This is a genomic window from Nocardia pseudovaccinii NBRC 100343, assembly GCF_001613225.1.
GTDB classification, from domain to species: domain Bacteria; phylum Actinomycetota; class Actinomycetes; order Mycobacteriales; family Mycobacteriaceae; genus Nocardia; species Nocardia pseudovaccinii.
In genome coordinates this window covers 1-2,654 of record NZ_BDBY01000462.1, presented here as the reverse complement: position 1 = coordinate 2,654, position 2,654 = coordinate 1, and the positions used below count along the sequence as shown (strand labels likewise).

Genomic DNA, 2,654 nt, shown 5'->3' with positions numbered 1-2,654 from the left:
CATGGCCTTGGACCGGATTCCGTTGACGCCGGTGGGCAAGCTGGACCGAAGGGCGTTGCCGAAGCCGGTTTTCGCCGACCGCAAACCCTTCCGAGCACCACGAACACCAACCGAACACGCGATCGCCCAGGCGATCATCGACGTATTGGGTATCGACACAATCGGTCTCGACGATTCGTTCTTCGCCCTGGGCGGCGACAGCTTGGTCGCGACCCGCGTCGCGGCGCGACTCGGGGCCGCATTGGATGCCGAGATTCCGGTCCGACTGCTGTTCGAGGCGTCCACGGTCGCGGAACTCGCCGCTCGCATCGAGCAGCATGCCGGTACCGGGCGCAGACGCCCGCCGCTCGTCGCCGGGCCGCGCCCCGATCTCGTGCCGCTCGCGCCTGCCCAACAACGGATGTGGTTCTTCAACCAGTACGACACCGCATCGGGCGCATACAACATGCCGATCGCCATCCGGCTGCGCGGCGACTTGAACATCGACGCCCTGCACGCGGCGGTTCTCGACGTGCTGGGCAGGCACGAGTCGTTGCGAACGCGGTATCCGGATGACCACGGAAAGCTGATCCAGCTGATCGAACCCGTCGAGAACGTGGACCGCGAGCTGATCGTGGTCCCTGTCGTGCCGAGCCGGTTGGTCGAGACGCTGACCGAATTCGTCGCCGAGGGCTTCGATGTGACCACCCAGGCGCCCGTGCGCGCCCGGTTGTTCCGCATTGTCGGCGGCGTGGAACCGGAATACGTATTGGCCGTCGTGGTACACCACATCGCCGCCGACGGCTTCTCCATGGCACCGCTGGCCCGCGACGTGACGGCCGCGTATGCCGCGCGGATCAGCGGCAGGGTCCCGGCCTGGACACCGCTGCCGGTCCAGTACGCGGACTACGCGCTGTGGCAGCAAGCGACCCTCGGCACACCCGACGATCCGGAATCGCTGTGCGCCGAACAGATCCGATACTGGACCGAGATGCTGGACGGCGTCGCCGAGGAGCTTCGTCTGCCGTTCGACCGGCCGCGGCCGGTGGTGCTGTCGAATCGTGGCGCCACTGTCGACTACTCGATGTCGGCCGGTTCGGTGCGGGCATTGGAACGGTTTGCGCGGCAGCATAATTCGTCGTTGTTCATGGCGATCCACGGCACGCTTGCGGTGCTGCTCGCCCGGTTGAGCGGCAGCACCGACATTCCGATCGGCACCCCGATCGCCGGGCGTGGCATGGCCGCGCTCGACGACATGATCGGCATGTTCGTCAATACCCTGGTGCTGCGGACCGAGATCGATCTCGACGAATCCTTCACCGACCTGCTCGGCCGGATCAAACAAGCCGATCTGGACGCCTTCGAACACGCCGACGTTCCGTTCGAGCAGGTGGTGGACAAACTCGTCGTACAGCCGTCCCAAGCGCGACATCCGCTGTTCCAGGTGCTGCTGGCGTTCCAGAATCTGGAACCGGTAACACTGCGACTTCCCGATCTCGAGTTGTCGGTGGTCGAGCTGCCCAACCAGGTCTCCCGGTTCGACCTGCAATTCATCCTGTCGGAAAACCATGACAGCGGGGATATGAACGTCGCGGTCACCTATGCCACCGACTTGTTCGATGCCGCGACCATCGATTCTGTTGTCCGCCGGTGGATTCGGATTCTGGAGTCGATCGCCGCTGATCCGACGGTTCCTGTCGGGGCGATCGATGTGCTCGAACCGGCTGAGCGAGTCGATCTGCTGACCCGCTCTGGTGCGCCGTCGGTTCCGCCGACTACGTTGCCCGATTTGCTGGCGGTGGCGGCCGCGCTGGATCCCGATGCCACTGCGATCGTGTGCGATGGCCAGCGGTTGAGTTACCGGCAGTTGGATGAACGTTCCAACCGGTTGGCGCGGCAGCTCATCCAGCGCGGTATCGGACCGGAAGATGTTGTCGCGATCGGCATTCCGCGTTCGGTGGACTCCGTGCTCGCGGTGTGGGCGGTGACCAAATCGGGGGCCGCTTTCTTGCCGATCGATCCGACTCATCCGGCTGAGCGCATCACCCATATGATGACCGATTCGAAAGTGGCCCTCGGTATTACGGCCGCGCCCGGACCCGTGCGATTGCCGGACGACACCGAGTGGTTGACATTCGACAACCTCGACGAGGCCGACGGCGGTCCGATCACCGACGGCGATCGGGTTCGTCCGTTGCGGATCGACGATATCGCCTACGTCATCTACACCTCCGGATCAACCGGACTCCCCAAGGGCGTCGCGGTCACCCACCGCGGACTCGCCAACTGCGCGGCAGAACATCGGGCTGCGATGGGGGTCGAATCCGGCTCTCGGACTTTGCATTTGGCGTCGCCGAGTTTCGATGTGTCGGTGCTGGAGATGCTGTTGCCGTTGTCGGCTGGTGCGGCCATGGCCATCGTACCCAAGGATGTTTTCGGTGGGGATGAACTCGCGGCGATGCTCGACCGCGAGCACGTCAGCCATGTTCTCGTCTCACCTTCGGTGCTGTCCACGATCGACCACACCCGTTGGCCACTACCGGATTTGGAATACCTGATCGTCGGCGGCGAAGACTACGGCAGTCGGTTGGTCGAACGCTGGGGCGTCGACCGGAAGCTGTTCAACGAGTACGGTCCAACCGAAACCACCGTCACCACGACTCGGGGCCCTTTGA

Annotated in this window: 1 protein-coding gene; it reads left to right on the top strand. The window is 64.2% G+C overall.

The features are described from left to right. Positions 1–2,654, top strand: a 2,654-nt coding sequence (locus NP3_RS45865; protein ID WP_157125020.1) for a condensation domain-containing protein, incomplete at both ends; no start/stop codon positions are given.